A 16,534-nucleotide genomic window follows, 5' to 3' on the forward strand; every position below is an offset into this window, starting at 1 on the left:
GGAGCGCTACAGCCAACGGGGCCGCGTAAACTCAGCCCGCCCCGACGATGCCCGCCGCCCGTGCGGCCGCCAGCCACTGCGGGAACTCGCCGACGAGACGGTCGTACAGCTCGCCGTCCGGCACCTTCCGGGGGTCCGAACCGGCGTGGAAGAAGCCCGCGTTGTCCACCGCCCGCTTCCCCGGCACCGCCAGTTCGTCGAGTTTGCGCAGGAAGTCGAACTGTCTGCTGTGCGGGTCGCCGAAGCCGACGAACTGCCAGAACAGCGGAAGCCTGGCCGCCTTGCACAGGTAGCGTTCCGCGGCGAGCTTGTTGATCGGGCCGCCGTCGGTCTGGAAGACGACCAGGGCGGGATCGGTGGCGCCGCTGTCGAGGTAGTGGTCGATGACGGCGTCCATCGCCAGGTGGTAGCTGGTCTTGCCCATGTGGCCGAGCCCGGCCGCGATCTTCTCGATGCGGCCCGTGTGTTCGGCGAGTTCGATGTCGGTGACCGCGTCGATGTCGGTGGAGAAGAAGACGACGGGCACCCGGCCGTCGTCGTCCAGGTGCGCGGAGAGGCCGAGCACCCGGTCGGCCAGCGCCTGCACGCTGCCGTCCGCGTAGTACGGCTTCATCGAGCCGGAGTGGTCGACGACCAGGTAGACCGCGGCGCGGAGTCCGTCGAGTCCGTGTTTGGTGAGGGAGATCCCGGCGGAGCGGTAGGCGCCGACGAGCGCGGGCGCGGTCTGCTCCACCTTGCTGAGACTGATCGCGGCCATCGCCTGCTCCCCCTCCACCCATGGTCAGGAGGCCGACATTACTTGATCGGCGAACATGCGGCGGCGCCTGCCCAGTCGTCCGGTCGGGGACTGTGGGGCAGGCGCCGTCAGTGTTCCGTACGCCGTTGTACGGGACGTTCTCAGGGGGTGACTCAGACCATCAGCGAGCGGTCCGTCGGGCGGATCGGGGCCGGGAGTTCGCTGACACCGGTGAGGAAGCGGTCGACGCCCTTGGCCGCCGAGCGGCCCTCGGCGATCGCCCAGACGATCAGGGACTGGCCGCGGCCCGCGTCACCGGCGACGAAGACGCCGGGGACGTTGGTCTGGAAGTCGGCGTCGCGGGCGACGTTGCCGCGCTCGTCCAGTTCGAGGCCGAACTGCTCGACCAGGCCGTTGACCCGGTCGGTGCCGGTGAAGCCCATGGCCAGGGTGACCAGCTGGGCCGGGATCCTGCGCTCGGTGCCCGGCTTGGGGGTCAGCCTGCCGTCGATGAACTCCACCTCGGTGAGGTGCAGCCACTGGACGTTGCCGTCCTCGTCGCCCTCGAAGTGGGTGGTGGAGACGGAGTAGACGCGCTCACCGCCCTCCTCGTGCGCCGAGGTGACCTTGTAGAGCATCGGGAACGTCGGCCACGGCTGGTGCGGCGCGCGGTCCTCGCCCGGGCGGGGCATGATCTCCAGCTGGGTGACCGAGGCCGCGCCCTGGCGGTGGGCGGTGCCCACACAGTCCGCGCCGGTGTCGCCGCCGCCGATCACGATGACGTGCTTGCCCTCGGCCGAGATGGGGGCCGTGACGTAGTCGCCCTCCTGGACCTTGTTGGCCAGCGGCAGGTACTCCATCGCCTGGTAGACGCCCTTGAGCTCACGGCCGGGGACCGGGAGGTCACGGGCGGTGGTGGCGCCGGCGGCGATGACGACCGCGTCGTACCGCTTCTTCAGGTCGGTCGCCTTGAGGTCGCGGCCGATCTCGATACCGGTACGGAAGCGGGTGCCCTCCGCGCGCATCTGCTCGATGCGGCGGTTGATGTGCCGCTTCTCCATCTTGAACTCGGGGATGCCGTAGCGGAGCAGGCCGCCGATGCGGTCGGCGCGCTCGTAGACGGCGACGGTGTGGCCGGCCCGGGTGAGCTGCTGGGCGGCGGCCAGGCCCGCGGGGCCCGAGCCGATGACGGCGACGGTCTTGCCGGACAGGCGCTCGGGGGCCTGCGGGGCGACGGTGCCCGCGTCCCACGCCTTGTCGATGATGGAGACCTCGACGTTCTTGATGGTGACGGCCGGCTGGTTGATGCCGAGCACGCACGCCGACTCGCAGGGGGCCGGGCAGAGGCGACCGGTGAACTCCGGGAAGTTGTTGGTCGCGTGCAGCCGCTCCGAGGCGGCCGTCCAGTCCTCGCGGTAGGCGAAGTCGTTCCACTCGGGGATCAGGTTCCCCAGCGGACAGCCGTTGTGGCAGAACGGGATGCCGCAGTCCATGCAGCGGCTGGCCTGCTTGCTGATGATCGGCAGCAGGGAGCCGGGAACGTAGACCTCGTTCCAGTCCTTGACCCGGTCGGCGACGGGGCGGGTCTTGGCGACCTCACGGCCGTGGTTCAGGAAGCCCTTCGGGTCAGCCATTGATCGCCGCCTCCATCATCTTCTCGTGGGTCTCGGTCTCGGAGAGACCGGCTCGCTCGGCGGCGTCCTTGGCGGCGAGCACTGCCTTGTACGTGCTGGGGATGATCTTGCTGAACCGCTGCACGGCCGTGTCCCAGTCGGCGAGCAGCTTCTCGGCGACCGTCGAGCCGGTCTCCTCGGCGTGCCGGCGCACCACGTCGTGCAGCCACTGCTTGTCGGAGTCGTCGAGGGCCTCGACGGCGCTGACGTTGCCGACGTTGACGTTGTCGACGTTCAGGTCGATCACGTAGGCGACACCGCCGGACATGCCGGCCGCGAAGTTGCGGCCCGTCTCGCCGAGGACCACGGCGTGACCACCGGTCATGTACTCGCAGCCGTGGTCGCCCACGCCCTCCGAGACGACCAGCGCGCCGGAGTTGCGGACGCAGAACCGCTCGCCGGTACGACCGCGCAGGAACAGCTCGCCGCCGGTCGCGCCGTACGCGATGGTGTTGCCCGCGATGGTGGAGTACTCGGCGAGGTGGTCGGCGTTCCGGTCGGGACGCACGATCACCCGGCCGCCGGAGAGCCCCTTGCCGACGTAGTCGTTGGCGTCGCCCTCCAGGCGGAGCGTGACGCCGCGCGGCAGGAAGGCGCCGAAGGACTGGCCGGCCGAGCCGGTGAAGGTGATGTCGATGGTGTCGTCGGGCAGGCCGGCGCCGCCGAACTTCTTCGTCACCTCGTGGCCGAGCATGGTGCCGACCGTGCGGTTGATGTTGCGCACCTTGATCTGGGCGCGCACCGGCTGGGCGTCGGTGGCGCTGGAGGCGGCCAGGGCGTCGGAGGCGAGCTTGATCAGCTCGTTGTCCAGGGCCTTCTCCAGGCCGTGGTCCTGCGCGACGGTCTGGTGCAGCGCCGCGCCCTCGGGCAGCTCGGGCACGTGGAAGAGCGGTGCCAGGTCCAGGCCCTGCGCCTTCCAGTGGTTGACGGCGCGGGTGACGTCGAGCGTCTCGGCGTGGCCGACGGCCTCCTCGATGGAGCGGAAGCCCAGCTCGGCGAGGATCTCGCGGACCTCCTCGGCGATGAACTTGAAGAAGTTCACCACGTACTCGGCCTTGCCGGAGAAGCGGTCGCGCAGCACCGGGTTCTGGGTGGCGACGCCGACCGGGCAGGTGTCCAGGTGGCAGACGCGCATCATGATGCAGCCGGAGACGACGAGCGGCGCGGTCGCGAAACCGAACTCCTCGGCGCCGAGGAGTGCGGCGATGACGACGTCACGGCCGGTCTTCAGCTGGCCGTCGGTCTGGACGACGATCCGGTCGCGCAGGCCGTTGAGCAGCAGGGTCTGCTGGGTCTCGGCGAGGCCGAGCTCCCAGGGGCCGCCCGCGTGCTTCAGCGAGGTCAGCGGGGAGGCACCCGTACCACCGTCGTGACCGGAGATGAGCACGACGTCCGCGTGCGCCTTGGACACACCCGCCGCGACCGTGCCGACGCCGACCTCCGAGACCAGCTTCACGTGAATCCGCGCCTGCGGGTTCGCGTTCTTGAGGTCGTGGATCAGCTGGGCCAGGTCCTCGATGGAGTAGATGTCGTGGTGCGGCGGCGGGGAGATCAGGCCGACACCCGGGGTGGAGTGCCGGGTCTTGGCGACCCACGGGTAGACCTTGTGGCCGGGCAGCTGGCCGCCCTCGCCGGGCTTGGCGCCCTGGGCCATCTTGATCTGGATGTCGTCGGCGTTGACCAGGTACTCGGAGGTGACGCCGAAGCGGCCGGAGGCGACCTGCTTGATGGCGGACCGGCGGGCCGGGTCGTACAGGCGGTCCGGGTCCTCGCCGCCCTCACCGGTGTTGGACTTGCCGCCCAGCTGGTTCATGGCGATGGCGAGGGTCTCGTGGGCCTCGCGCGAGATGGAGCCGTAGGACATGGCGCCCGTCGAGAACCGCTTGACGATCTCGGAGACCGGCTCGACCTCGTCGACGGAGATGGCTTCCCGGTCGCTCTTGAAGCCGAAGAGGCCGCGGAGCGTCATCAGCCGCTCGGACTGCTCGTTCACGCGGTCCGTGTACTTCTTGAAGATGTCGTAGCGGCCCGAGCGCGTGGAGTGCTGGAGGCGGAAGACCGTCTCCGGGTCGAACAGGTGCGGCTCGCCCTCGCGGCGCCACTGGTACTCGCCGCCTATGTCGAGGGCACGGTGCGCCGGGGCGATGCCGGAGGCCGGGTAGGCCTTGGCGTGGCGGGCGGCGACCTCCTTGGCGATGACGTCGATGCCGACGCCGCCGATCTTGGAGGCGGTGCCGTTGAAGTACTTCTCCACGAAGTTCTCTTCGAGACCGACGGCCTCGAAGACCTGGGCGCCGCGGTAGGAGGCGACCGTCGAGATGCCCATCTTGGACATGACCTTCAGGACGCCCTTGCCGAGGGCGTAGATCAGGTTGCGGATGGCCTGCTCGGACTCCATGCCCGGCAGGAAGGTGCCCGCGCGGACCAGGTCCTCGACGGACTCCATGGCCAGGTACGGGTTGACGGCGGCGGCGCCGAAGCCGATCAGCAGGGCGACGTGGTGGACCTCGCGGACGTCACCGGCCTCGACCAGCAGGCCCACCTGGGTGCGCTGCTTGGTGCGGATGAGGTGGTGGTGGACGGCCGCGGTGAGCAGCAGCGACGGGATCGGCGCGTGCTCGGCGTCCGAGTGCCGGTCGGACAGGACGATCAGCCGGGCGCCGTTCTCGATGGCCGCGTCGGCCTCGGCGCAGATCTCGTCGATCCGCGCGGCGAGCGACTCGCCACCGCCGGAGACCCGGTACAGGCCGGACAGGGTCGCGGCCTTGAAGCCGGGCATGTCGCCGTCGGCGTTGATGTGGATGAGCTTGGCCAGCTCGTCGTTGTCGATCACCGGGAAGGGCAGCACGACCGAGCGGCAGGAGGCCGCGTTCGGGTCGAGCAGGTTGCCCGCGGGCCCGAGGGACGAGCGCAGCGAGGTGACGAGCTCCTCGCGGATGGCGTCCAGCGGCGGGTTGGTGACCTGCGCGAACAGCTGGGTGAAGTAGTCGAAGAGCAGCCGCGGCCGCTCGGACAGCGCCGCGATGGGCGAGTCGGTGCCCATGGAGCCGATCGGCTCGGCGCCGGCCTTGGCCATCGGCGCGAGGATGACGCGCAGCTCTTCCTCGGTGTAGCCGAAGGTCTGCTGGCGGCGGGTGACCGAGGCGTGGGTGTGCACGATGTGCTCGCGCTCGGGCAGGTCGCTCAGCTCGATCTCGCCGGCCTCCAGCCACTCCGCGTACGGCTGTGCGGCGGCGAGGCTCGCCTTGATCTCGTCGTCCTCGATGATGCGGTGCTCGACGGTGTCGACGAGGAACATCTTGCCGGGCTGGAGGCGGCCCTTGCGGACGACCTTGGCGGGGTCGATGTCGAGGACGCCGACCTCGGAGCCGAGGACGACCAGACCCTCGTCGGTGACCCAGTAGCGGCCGGGACGCAGACCGTTGCGGTCGAGAACGGCGCCGACCTGGGAGCCGTCGGTGAAGGTGACGCAGGCGGGGCCGTCCCAGGGTTCCATCATCGTGGCGTGGAAGCCGTAGAAGGCGCGGCGGGCCGCGTCCATGGAGTCGTGGTTCTCCCACGCCTCCGGGATCATCATCAGCACGGAGTGCGGCAGCGAACGCCCGCCCAGGTGCAGGAGCTCCAGCACCTCGTCGAAGGAGGCCGAGTCGGAGGCGTCGGGCGTACAGATCGGGAAGACCCGGTCCAGCTTCTCCTGCGGGCCGAACAGGTCGGAGACCAGCTGCGACTCGCGGGCGACCATCCAGTTGCGGTTGCCCTTGACGGTGTTGATCTCACCGTTGTGGGCGACGAAGCGGTAGGGGTGCGCGAGCGGCCACGACGGGAAGGTGTTCGTGGAGAACCGGGAGTGCACGAGCGCGATCGCGGACGCGAAGCGGCGGTCGGACAGGTCCGGGAAGAAGGGCTCCAGCTGGCCGGTGGTCAGCATGCCCTTGTAGACGATGGTCCGCGCGGACAGCGACGGGAAGTAGACGCCCACCTCGTGCTCGGCGCGCTTGCGCAGCACGAACGCCTTGCGGTCCAGCGCGATGCCCTCGCTGGCGTGGTCGGTGACGAAGACCTGCCGGAAGGCCGGCATGGTGGAGCGGGCGGTGGCGCCGAGCAGTCCCGGGGCGACCGGAACCTCGCGCCAGCCGAGGACGGTGAGGCCCTCCTCGCCCGCGATCGTCTCGATCCGCGAGACGGCGTCCCCGGTGCCGTCCTCCGGGAGGAAGGCGATACCGACGGCGTACGAACCGGCCGCCGGCAGCTCGAATCCGGCCACCTCGCGGAAGAAGGCGTCGGGCACCTGGGAGAGGATGCCCGCGCCGTCACCCGAGTCGGGCTCGGAGCCGGTCGCGCCGCGGTGCTCCAGGTTGCGCAGAACCGTGAGCGCCTGCTCGACCAGCGCATGGCTCGCCTCGCCGGTGAGGGTGGCCACGAAGCCGACGCCACAGGCGTCGCGCTCGTTGCGGGGGTCGTACATACCCTGCGCAGCAGGGCGAGCATCCATGAACGACCAGTTCTGGCCATTCGTGGAGTGCTGGGACGGCTGGCGCGGCGTACGCATCGGCTCTCCCGTCGTCGTCAGTGGCATATAGCAGGTGCCGAGGGACGACGCTGGCCCTCTGCGTTTTTGTTGCGAAATTTCACGCAGGTTACATGATGGAGCGATTCTCGGGAACTGGATACACCGTTCCAACATGCGGACGCCGCAGGGGTTTACGGCGAGGTACCGCGCAAAGCGGTCAAGGTGGTGGGGGACCGATCCGGACAGATCCGTGTCCATCGGCCCACGGGGGGCGGGGTGAGCGTCGCGCCACCCCACAGGTGACCGGCAGGCGTCATTGCCCGCGGCGCTTACGGCTCATGCCCGGTGGTTAAGCATTCGAAACCAGCGAGTAACGGGTACTTATGCGGCCCAACGCATAGGTACCAGTCGCACTATCCTACGGCCGTCCCGAACAGGGTGCCCAGGGCGTACGTCACACCGGCCGCCGCACCACCCAGCGCGAGCTGCCGCAGACCACTGAACCACCAGCTCCGCGCGGTCACCTTGGCCACCACGGCACCACACCCGAAGAGCCCGGCGAGCGCCAGCAGCAGGGCGGGCCAGAGCGCGGTGGCGCCGAGCAGGAACGGCAGCACGGGCAGCAGCGCGCCCAGCGCGAACGACCCGAAGGACGAGACGGCGGCGACCAGCGGGGAGGGCAGATCGCCGGGGTCGATGCCGAGCTCTTCCCTGGCGTGTATCTCCAGCGCCTGCTCCGGATCGGCGGACAGCTGCCGGGCGACCTCCCGCGCCAGCTCCGGCTCGACACCTCTCGCCTCGTACAACGCGGCCAGCTCGGCCTCCTCGTCCTGCGGATGCTTGCGCAGCTCGCGCCGCTCCACGTCCAGCTCGGCCTCGACGAGCTCGCGCTGCGAGGCGACGGAGGTGTACTCGCCGGCGGCCATCGAGAAGGCGCCGGCGGCCAGCCCCGCGAGCCCGGTGATGACGATGGTCTGGTGACCGACGGCCCCGCCCGCCACACCGGTCATCAGGGCGAGGTTGGAGACCAGTCCGTCCATGGCACCGAAGACCGCGGGCCGCAGCCAACCGCCGTTGACGTCCCGGTGGGTGTGGTTGTCGCGGTGGGCGTCGTGCAGAGTCGCCTGGGTCTCGATGACGGCCATGAGGGGTCCCCCAAAAGTCTCGCTGTACGCCTCGAATAAGCTGAGGCAAAGCTAAGTTTGGACAAGTTCTATCTTTCGACAACGCTCACGTTACGTCGACGCATTCCTCGCCGCCAGCAAGGAAAGGCTCGGCTAACCTGCGGCTTTACCCTCTTCCGCTCACACGTGCAAGGCACCGCACAGATGTCGACCGGGTGATGTGAAGGCCCTTCAGGCTGCGGTCAACCGCCGTTGGTGGGACACATCCGCAAACGGTTCCGCGCCCCGCGCGAAGCCCCTCCCGGAGAGGCCCGCCCATGTCATCGATCGTCTGCACACCGCCGCTCCCCGCTCCCGACGAGCCCGCCTCCGAACTGCGCGACCGGGCTCGGGGCGCGCTGCTGGGCCTGGCCGTGGGCGACGCGCTCGGGGCGCCGGCGGAGAACATGAAGCCCTCCGAGATCCGCGCCCGCTGGGGGCGCATCACGGGATACGTGACCGACCGCCCCGCCGGTACGGACGACACCGAGTACGCGATCTTCTCCGGCCTCCTCCTCGCCCGCCACGGCTCGGCGCTGACCGCGGCGCATGCCGAGGCGGCCTGGCACGAGTGGATCGCCGACCGCGCCGAGGGCCCCTTCAAGGGCGCCGGCTTCAGCGAGCGGGGCACCCTGGAGAACCTCCGCCGGGGCCTGGCCGCCCCCATCTCCGCCCAGCACCGGCACGCGTGGAGCGACGGCCTCGCCATGCGGGCGGCCCCCTTCGGCGTCTTCGCGGCGGGCCGCCCCGTCGAGGCGGCCCGGCTCGTCGCCGTCGACGGCTCGGTGAGTCACGAGGGCGAGGGCATCTACGGCGGGCAGGCGGTGGCGGCGGGGGTCGCGGCGGCGATGGCCGGGGCGCCTCCGACAGCGGTGGTCGCGGCGGCCCTCGCGGTGATCCCGGACGACTCCTGGACGGCCCGCTCCCTGCGCCGCGCGGTGACGGTCGCCCACCGCGGCGAGCGGGCGGTCCGCACCGCGGTGGTCATCGGCGGCTACCCCTGGACCGACCTGGCCCCGGAGGCGGTGGCCCTGGCCTTCGGCGCCTACGCGGCGGCGGACGGCGACTTCCGGGACGCGGTGCTGACGGCCGTCAACATGGGCCGCGACGCGGACACCACGGCCGCGGTGGCCGGCGCGCTGGCGGGCGCGACACGGGGCGAGACGTCGATCCCACCCGAGTGGAGTTCGGCGATCGGCCCGGCCCGGGGCAGCTGCCTGCCGTCCATGGCAGGACACCATGTACTGGAGGTGGCAGAACTACTGACGAACGCGACTCAGGGGGCAACCGAGCCGCGCCCGTCGCCCCCGGCACCTCCCCCCACCGAGCCACAACCCTCCCCACCAGCCCCTCCACCCACCGAGCCACAACCCTCCCCACCAGCCCCTCCGCCGACCGAGCCACAACCCTCTGCGCCGGCTTTTCTGCCGAGCGAGGCAGGTAGTGGGTGGGCGAGGGGTCGGGGGGCCAGGGGGCGGAGCCCCCTGGGGGCCGGCTGTGGCGAGGGGCTCCGGTGAACCGGCGTCGTATCGAGGGCCTCCTCATCGGGCTCGCCGCAGGCGACGCCGCCGGCTGGCCTTCCGCGCGGCACCGCGCATCCCGGATGCCGGAATGGACCCGCCGCCTCACCCGCGAACTCGACACCTTCGCCGAGCACAACGCGACCACCACCCTCCCCGTCCCCATCGCCCTCAACCAGCCCCCCGAGCCCCTCCGCCTCGGCCCCTCCGACGACGCCGAGTGGGCGGCCTTCGCCGCGGAAGCCGTCCTGCGCGCCGGCGACGACACCGTCCTCGGCGACCTGAGCCGTGAGCTCCGTACCCGCGCCGCCATCGACCTCACCTGGACCGCCGTCGCCTCCGAGGTCGCCGCCGCGGCCGAACGCGCCCCGGAGATCGAGTCGGCCGTACTCCCCCTGCGCGCCCGCATCTCCGTCCGCGCCGGCCTCGGCAACCTCGCCGCCGGCCTGCGCCCGCCCGCCACCGGCCACGACAACCCGCACTACTTCGACGACGCCGCCTGCGTCCGTGCCTGCGCGCTCGCCGTCGCCCACCCCGGCGACCCCCAACGCGCCGCCGACCTCGCCGAGTTCGACGCCCGCTACACCCAGGACGGCGACGGAGTGCACGGCGCCCGTGCCATGGCCGCGGCCCTCGCCCTCGCCCTCGTCGGCGCCGAGGTCGAGACCTGCGTGGCCGCGGCCCTCGCCGAACTCCCCGAGGCCACCGAGATCGGCCGCAACGCCCGGCACGCCCTCACCCTCGCCGGCGCCACCGACACCGCGTTCGCCCTGATCCCTCTCCTCGAACACCAAATCGTCGACCACGTCTACAGCTACGGCATCGCCGCCGCCGAGACCGTCCCGGTCGCCCTCGCCCTCGCCACCGCCGCACGCGGCCGGATCGCCGAGGCCGTGCCCGCCGCCGCCTGCCTCTCCAGGGTCGCCGACTCGGCCCCCGCCCTGGCCGGGGCGCTCACCGGCGCCCTCGGCGGCACCGAGTCGATCCCGCCGTCCTGGCGGGACGCCTGCCGTACCCTCTCCGGCTGCGCCCTCCCCCGCCTCACCGGCACGGACCTCGTGGAACTCGCCGAACTCCTGGAAGCCACACAACCGGCCCGTCCAGGTGGATGATTCGGTGCATGACGCCCAAAGGAGAAGAAAGCGCCGGAGCTTCGCTCGACGACCGGATCAGCGGAGCACTGGTAGGGGCCGCCGTCGGTGACGCCCTCGGCGGTCCGGTCGAGGGCTACTCCCCCGACCAGATCCTCGAACGCCACGGCGGCCGCGTCCACGGCATCGTCGGCCCCTGGAACGGCGACACCTGGCGCACCGCCCGCCCCATCGCGCCGTACCACAAGGGCGACGGGCACGTCACCGACGACACCCTGATGACCCATGCGCTGGTACGGGTGTACGACAGGGTCCGCGACCACCTCGACGCGTACGCGATCGCCGACCACCTGGTCCCGGACCTGATGACCAACCCCCGCTGGATCCCGGAACTGGAGGCGGAGGCCCTTCCCCTGCACCGCGTCTTCCTCGCCGAGAAGTGGCTGGCGACCCGCCTCCACTACGGTCACGCCGACCCCCGCGAGGCCGGCGTCGGCAACATCGTCAACTGCGGCGCGGCGATGTACATGGCCCCGGTCGGCCTGGTCAACGCGGCGAACCCGCGGGCCGCGTACGCCGAGGCCCTGGACATCGCGGGCGCCCACCAGTCGTCGTACGGCAGGGAGGCGGCGGGCGTCTTCGCGGCGGCGGTGGCGGCGGCGACGGCGCCCGGCGCGACACCGGACTCCGTGGTCGGCGTCTGCCTGTCCGTGGCGAAGGACGGCACCCGCGAGGCGATCGAGAAGGTCTGTGAGGCGGCGGCGCACCACACCGACTTCGAGTCGGCGCTCGTCCCGGTCCGCGCCGCGATCGCCCCCTACGACACGGTGGGCCCCGACTACCGGTCCCCCTCCCTCGGCGCCCGCCGCCCCTCCCGCCTCCACGCCATCGAGGAACTCCCCGTCGCGCTGGGCATGTTGACGGTGGCCGACGGCGACTACCGGCACGCCGTCCTCGGTTCCGTCAACTACGGCCGGGACTGCGACTCGATCGCGACGATGGCGGGCGCGATCGCCGGGGCGCTGGGCTCACCGGTTCCGCAGGAGTGGTCGAAGCGGGTCGCGGAGGCCAGCCGCCTCGACCTCTGGGAACCGCCCCGCACGCTGGCCGCCGTGACCCGCGAGATCTTCACCCGCGACACGGAAGGCCGCCGCGTCCACGAGGAGTGCTTCGCCCGTCTCGGAGGCCCGAGTTGCTCCGCCTGACCTGGGTCCAGCCGGAGGACCTGCTCGGCCACGAGCTGCGTCAGGCCCGGCAGGACGGGCGGGAGCCGTCGGCCGTCGAGGCGAGGTGGCGGGCGGCGGGAGGCATGGACGCGCCGCCGCGGTCGGGCGCCTCGCCGCACCGGGCGTCCCGCTATCTCCGCCAGCTGGCGGAGGACCTGCTCGACGAACTCGCGGACCTGCCGAGCAGGTTGAACGAGCCGACGGATCTGGAATCGATCAAGGCGCTGTGTCCGCAGTGGCCGAAGACGCCACGCGGAGGGCAGTGCGGGCCGTCGTGCGACTGCGGGTGCGCGCGGGCTGATCGCGCAGTTCCCCGCGCCCCTGAAGGGGCGCTACAGCCGCCGCTTCTTCGCAGTTCAGCCGCGGGCCGTCGTGCCTCCCCCAGTGCCTCAAGGGCCTGGGAGGTGCCCCCAGGGGCGACGGAGGTCCCCCCGCGCGAGCGAAGCCGAGCATGGGAGAGGGTGGGCGCTGGGGGTCCCTCCTCTGCGGGAGGGACCCGGCCGGCGCCGGTGAGCGTCCCCACCCCCGCGCCGCCCCCCACCCCCCGCACCTACCACGCCGCCTGGCTGGGCCGAGCCGTCGGCTGTCTGCTCGGCAAGCCCGTGGAGAAGCTCCCCCTCCACGCCATCCGCGAACTCGCCCGCGCCACCGGCAACTGGCCCCCGAACCGCTACTTCACCGCCCACGGCGTCCCCGCCGAACTCCTCTCCGCCCACCCCTGGAACCGGCGCTCCGCCCCCACCTCCCTCGCCGAGAACATCGACGGCATGCCGGAGGACGACGACCTCAACTACCCTCTCCTCAACCTCCTCCTGCTCCAGCGCCACAGCAGAGACTTCACCACCACCGACGTGGCCGCCCTCTGGCTCGACGAGCTCCCCGCCGGCCGCACCTTCACCGCCGAACGCGTCGCCTACCGCAACCTGCTCACCGGCATCGAACCCCCGCACACCGCCCGCCACCGCAACCCCTTCCGCGAGTGGATCGGCGCCCTCATCCGCGCCGACGCACACGGCTGGACCAACCCCGGCGACCCGGCCGCCGCCGCCGAACAGGCGCACCGCGACGCCACCCTCACCCACACCGCCAACGGCGTCTACGCGGCGATGTTCACGGCGGCCGTCATCGCCACCGCCGCCACCGGCACCCACGACGTGCACGCCTGTCTGCGCACCGGCCGATCCGTCGTCCCCTCCCACTCGCGCCTCGCCCACGCCATCGACCACGCGATCCGGCTCGCCGGGGAGCACGACGACTTCGACACCGTCGTCGACGAACTCCACGCCACCCACTCCGCCACCCACCACTGGGTGCACGCCATCCCCAACACCGCGCTGATCGCCGCCGCCCTCGCCCACGCCGACGGTGACTTCACCGGCTCCGTCAGCCGTGCGGTGAGCGGTGGTTGGGACACCGACTCGAACGGCGCCACGGCGGGATCCGTCGCCGGACTGCTCGCCGGTGACCCCGACGCCCTCCCGGACCGCTGGACGACCCCGCTCAAGAACCGACTCGCCACCTCCGTCGCCGGCTTCGACGGCACCGGCTTCGACGCCCTCGCCCACCTCACCCACCTGGAGGCGACCCGCTCATGACCCACATCGCCGTACTAGGCAGCATGAACATGGACCTCGTCGCGTACGCCGAGAAGGCCCCACAGCTCGGCGAGACCGTGACGGGACGAGCGTTCCGCACGATCCCCGGCGGCAAGGGCGCCAACCAGGCGATCGCCGCCGCCCGCGCCGGTGCCACCGTCTCCATGATCGGCGCGGTCGGCCATGACGCCTACGGCGTCCGGATGCGTGAGACCCTCGAACACTCCGGTGTGGACACGGACTCGCTGCGCACGATCGAGTGCCCCTCCGGCACCGCGCACATCGTCGTGGACGACGAGGGCGGCAACGCGATCGTCGTGGTCCCCGGCGCGAACGGCACCGTCGACCACCTCGCCCCCGGCGACGAGGGCGTCATCGCCTCCGCCGACATGCTCCTGCTCCAGCTGGAGATCCCCCTGGCGGCTGTGGTGGCCGGTGCGCAGGCCGCCCGCCGGCACGGCGTCCGGACCATCCTCACCCCCTCCCCCGCCCGCCCCCTCCCGTCCGAACTCCTCGACAGCGTCGACCTGCTGGTGTCGAACGAGCGGGAGGCGGTCACCCTCACCGACCTCACCGACCCGCGCGACGCGGCGGCCGCGCTCCTCGACCGGGTGCCGCAGGTCGTCGTCACACTCGGCGGGGCCGGCAGCCTCTACCTCACCCGCGACGCCGCCCCCATGGTCATTCCCGCCCCCCGGGTGACCGCCGTGGACTCGACGGGCGCGGGCGACACCTTCGTCGGCGCCCTCGCGGTGGCCCTCGCCGAGGAGAAGCCGATCCGTGAGGCCCTGTCCTGGGCGGCCGCAGCGGCGGCGATCTCCGTACAGCGGGAAGGGGCGACGGAGTCGATGCCGTACCGCCCGGAGATCGAGGCCCAGTACACCGCATGAGTACGACACCCACGGCACCCAAGGGCCCGGCGACCCACCCCCGGCCCCCGCTCCCGCCCCTCACCGGTCTGCGCGTCCTCGATCTCGCCACTCTCTTCGCCGGCCCGCTCGCCGCCACCCTGCTCGGCGACTTCGGCGCCGAGGTCGTCAAGGTCGAGCACCCCGCCAAGCCCGACCCCTCCCGGGGGCACGGCCCGGCGAAGGAGGGCGTCGGCCTGTGGTGGAAGCTGCTCGGCCGCAACAAGCGCACCCTCACCCTCGACCTGTCCAAACCCGGCGGCCGCGCCACCCTGCTCCGGCTCGCCGCCACCGCGGACGTGATCATCGAGAACTTCCGCCCGGGCACCCTGGAGAAGTGGGACCTGGGATGGGAGGAGCTGTCCGCCGCCAACCCCCGGCTGGTCCTGACCCGGGTCACCGCCTTCGGCCAGTTCGGCCCCTACGCCCACCGCCCCGGCTTCGGCACCCTCGCCGAGGCGATGAGCGGCTTCGCGGCGATCACCGGCGAACCGGACGCCCCGCCGACGCTGCCGCCGTTCGGGCTCGCCGACTCCATCGCGGCGCTGGCCACCGCGTACGCCGTGCTGACCGCGCTCGCGGCCCGGGACCGCACCGGCGAGGGCCAGGTCGTCGACATGGCGATCATCGAACCGATCCTGGCCGTCCTCGGCCCCCAGCCCACCTGGTACGACCAGCTCGGCTACGTCCAGGAACGCACCGGCAACCGGTCCGCCAACAACGCCCCGCGCAACACCTACCGCACGGCGGACGGCAGCTGGGTCGCCGTGTCCACGTCGGCCCAGTCGATCGCGGAACGGGTGCTGCGACTGGTCGGACGTCCGGAACTGATCGACGAGCCGTGGTTCGCGACCGGCGCCGGCCGGGCCGCGCACGCCGAGGTCCTCGACGCGGCCGTCGGCGGCTGGGTGGCGACCCGCTCCCGTGCCGAGGTGCTGGCCGAGTTCGAGAAGGCGGAGGCGGCGGTGGCGCCCGTCCAGGACGTACGGGACGTCATGGAGGACCCGCAGTACCAGGCGCTGAACACGATCACCACGGTTCCCGACCCCGAGCTGGGTCCGCTCCGCATGCAGAACGTCCTCTTCCGGCTCTCGGCCACCCCCGGCGCGATCCGCTGGACGGGCCGCCCGCACGGCGCCGACACGGAGGAGGTCCTGGCCGAGCTGGGCCTGACGCCGGCCCAGGTACGGGCCCTGCGCGCGGAGGGCGCCGTATGACCACCGCGCCGTTCCCGCTGACCTGGCTGTACGTGCCCGGCGACCGGCCGCATGTCGTCACCAAGGCGCTGGCCTCCGGAACCGACGTGGTGGTGATCGACCTGGAGGACGCGGTCGCCCCCGACCGCAAGGACTACGCCCGTGCCGCCACAGCGGACCTCCTCACCCACCCCCAGCCGGTCCCGGTGCACGTCCGGATCAACGCCCTCGACACCCCTTGGGCGCGGACCGACCTCCAGGCCCTCCTCTCCCGACCCGGCCTCGACGGCCTGCGCCTGCCCAAAGTGACGAGTCCCGACGACATCCGCCACCTCGCCACCCGGACCGCCCCCCTCCCCCTCTACGCCCTGCTCGAATCGGCCCTCGGCATCGAACACGCCTACGCCATCGCCGCCGCCCACCCCGCCCTGCGGGGCATCTCCCTGGGCGAGGCGGACCTACGGGCCGACCTGGGCGTACGTGACGACATCGGCCTCGACTGGTGCCGTTCCCGGATCGTGGTCGCCGCGCGGGCGGCGGGCCTCGCCCCACCGCCCCAGTCGGTCCACCCCGACACCCGCGACCTCAACGGTCTCGCCGCGTCCTGCGCCCACGGCCGGGCCCTGGGCTTCCTGGGCCGCGCCGCGATCCATCCCCGCCAGCTCCCGATCATCGAACGGGCCTATCTCCCCACCGAGGCCGAACTGGAACAGGCCGAAACAGTCATCAAGGCAGCCACCACGGAACAGGGCGCCCAAGCCCTCCCCGACGGCAGCTTCATCGACGCGGCAGTAGTAGCAGCGGCCCGCAGAACCCTCTCCCTGACAAACCGCCGCTGACCCCTTCAACCACCGCCCCCACCCACCGGCGGCCCCACCCACCGGCGGCCCCTTCCCTCCGCCGGTGAGCTTTCCCG

Annotated in this window: 11 protein-coding genes; 7 read left to right on the top strand and 4 right to left on the bottom strand. The window is 72.0% G+C overall.

All coding sequences use genetic code 11. The annotated features are described in order from the left end of the window. Nucleotides 1-31: 31 nt before the first annotated feature. From OHB00_RS13885 to OHB00_RS13900, 4 genes are all read right to left on the bottom strand, one after another. Nucleotides 32-757, bottom strand: a complete 726-nt coding sequence (locus OHB00_RS13885) for a vWA domain-containing protein (protein WP_406434719.1) — start codon at nucleotides 755-757, stop codon at nucleotides 32-34. A gap of 152 nt (nucleotides 758-909) precedes the next feature. After that, nucleotides 910-2,370, bottom strand: coding sequence for a glutamate synthase subunit beta (locus OHB00_RS13890; RefSeq protein ID WP_406434721.1), 1,461 nt, complete (start codon nucleotides 2,368-2,370; stop codon nucleotides 910-912). Then, nucleotides 2,363-6,958 carry a glutamate synthase large subunit gene (gltB, locus tag OHB00_RS13895; protein WP_406434723.1) on the bottom strand — a complete coding sequence of 1,532 codons (4,596 nt, stop codon included), beginning with the start codon at nucleotides 6,956-6,958 and terminating at the stop codon, nucleotides 2,363-2,365. The genes OHB00_RS13890 and gltB overlap by 8 nt, the downstream gene beginning before the upstream one ends. 374 nt (nucleotides 6,959-7,332) lie before the next feature. Continuing rightward, a complete protein-coding gene (locus OHB00_RS13900; RefSeq protein ID WP_406434725.1) occupies nucleotides 7,333-8,064 on the bottom strand; it encodes a VIT1/CCC1 transporter family protein in 732 nt (243 codons plus the stop codon). A 296-nt stretch (nucleotides 8,065-8,360) separates the two neighbouring features. Here OHB00_RS13900 and OHB00_RS13905 point away from each other — a divergent pair, with 296 nt between their 5' ends. Genes OHB00_RS13905 through OHB00_RS13935 form a run of 7 tightly spaced genes read left to right on the top strand, consistent with a single transcriptional unit; the run spans nucleotide 8,361 to nucleotide 16,457 of the window. Further along, nucleotides 8,361-9,599 carry an ADP-ribosylglycohydrolase family protein gene (locus tag OHB00_RS13905; RefSeq protein WP_406434727.1) on the top strand — a complete coding sequence of 413 codons (1,239 nt, stop codon included), beginning with the start codon at nucleotides 8,361-8,363 and terminating at the stop codon, nucleotides 9,597-9,599. Beyond that, nucleotides 9,596-10,714 carry an ADP-ribosylglycohydrolase family protein gene (locus OHB00_RS13910; RefSeq protein WP_406434729.1) on the top strand — a complete coding sequence of 373 codons (1,119 nt, stop codon included), beginning with the start codon at nucleotides 9,596-9,598 and terminating at the stop codon, nucleotides 10,712-10,714. Before OHB00_RS13905 ends, OHB00_RS13910 begins: the two co-directional genes overlap by 4 nt. Nucleotides 10,715-10,722: 8 nt before the next feature. Then, nucleotides 10,723-11,898, top strand: coding sequence for an ADP-ribosylglycohydrolase family protein (locus OHB00_RS13915; RefSeq protein WP_406434731.1), 1,176 nt, complete (start codon nucleotides 10,723-10,725; stop codon nucleotides 11,896-11,898). Further along, nucleotides 11,886-13,514: an ADP-ribosylglycohydrolase family protein gene (locus tag OHB00_RS13920; protein WP_406434733.1), complete on the top strand. Its 1,629-nt coding sequence runs from the start codon at nucleotides 11,886-11,888 to the stop codon at nucleotides 13,512-13,514. Before OHB00_RS13915 ends, OHB00_RS13920 begins: the two co-directional genes overlap by 13 nt. Beyond that, nucleotides 13,511-14,404, top strand: a complete 894-nt coding sequence (rbsK, locus tag OHB00_RS13925) for a ribokinase (RefSeq protein WP_406434735.1) — start codon at nucleotides 13,511-13,513, stop codon at nucleotides 14,402-14,404. Before OHB00_RS13920 ends, rbsK begins: the two co-directional genes overlap by 4 nt. Beyond that, complete coding sequence (locus OHB00_RS13930) at nucleotides 14,401-15,639, top strand: CaiB/BaiF CoA transferase family protein (protein WP_406434737.1); 1,239 nt, start codon at nucleotides 14,401-14,403, stop codon at nucleotides 15,637-15,639. Before rbsK ends, OHB00_RS13930 begins: the two co-directional genes overlap by 4 nt. Further along, a complete protein-coding gene (locus OHB00_RS13935; RefSeq protein ID WP_406434739.1) occupies nucleotides 15,636-16,457 on the top strand; it encodes an HpcH/HpaI aldolase/citrate lyase family protein in 822 nt (273 codons plus the stop codon). The genes OHB00_RS13930 and OHB00_RS13935 overlap by 4 nt, the downstream gene beginning before the upstream one ends. The last annotated feature ends 77 nt before the right edge of the window (nucleotides 16,458-16,534 follow it).

It is taken from the genome of Streptomyces sp. NBC_00631 (assembly GCF_045206895.1).
Lineage (GTDB): Bacteria > Actinomycetota > Actinomycetes > Streptomycetales > Streptomycetaceae > Streptomyces.